Source organism: Mesorhizobium sp. M1A.F.Ca.IN.020.06.1.1 (assembly GCF_004023265.1).
In the GTDB taxonomy this organism is placed as follows: domain Bacteria; phylum Pseudomonadota; class Alphaproteobacteria; order Rhizobiales; family Rhizobiaceae; genus Mesorhizobium.
This window is the reverse complement of sequence record NZ_RZSR01001558.1, coordinates 1-765: the sequence shown is the minus strand read 5'-3', so window position 1 is coordinate 765 and position 765 is coordinate 1. Positions and strand designations below refer to the sequence as shown.

2 pseudogenes are annotated in these 765 nt (G+C 63.8%); both read left to right on the top strand.

Features of this window, described 5'->3' with window-relative positions:
- Positions 1–352 (top strand): annotated as a pseudogene (locus EOA60_RS35520) (deoxyguanosinetriphosphate triphosphohydrolase); the annotation flags it as partial.
- Positions 353–412: 60 nt separating this feature from the next.
- Positions 413–765, top strand: a pseudogene (locus EOA60_RS35515) (arginine--tRNA ligase); the annotation flags it as partial.

Sequence of the window (765 nt, the reverse complement as noted above, 5' to 3'; positions counted from 1 at the left end):
CCTCAAGCCGGACAGCGCCGATGCGGTGAGGGCGGCGGGTGAGACGATGGTCACCTTCTCGGCCGAAATGGCGGCAGCCGAAAAGGAGCTGAAGGCCTTTCTTTACAAGCATCTCTACCGGCATGCCGAAGTGATGCGCGTGCGGGCCGACGCCGAGCAGATCGTCCGCGACCTGTTCGATGTCTATTTCGCCGACCCGCGCGCCATGCCGGACGGCTGGCGCGAAGGGCTCGACAGGGCGCAGGATCGCATCAAGGCGCGCAGCGTCGCCGATTTCCTGGCCGGAATGACCGATACCTATGCGCTCAAGGAGCACAGGCGATTGTTTGACCATACGCCGGATTTGGGCTAGGGCGAGCCACGATTTTGTCGGCCAAGCAGCCGGTCCCTCTTAAAGCCCAGAGCATACCCGATGAATATCTTCGCCGATTTCAACGCGCGGATCGTAAAAGCCGTCGAAGCCCTTGATCTGAAGAACAAGGATGGCGGAGCGCTGGATCTGTCGCGCATCGCGGTCGAGCCGCCGCGCGACGCCAGTCATGGCGACCTTGCCACCAATGCGGCGATGGTGCTGGCAAAGCCCACCGGCCAGAACCCGCGCGCGCTGGCCGAGCAGCTGACCGCAGCGCTGCGCAGCGATGCCGACATCGCTTCCGACGATGTTGCCGGCCCGGGCTTCGTCAATCTCCGGCTGAAGGACGGCTTCTGGCAAGCGCATTTGGCAGTGCTGCTCGGCGAGGGCCGCAACTATGGCCGCTCCAAGAT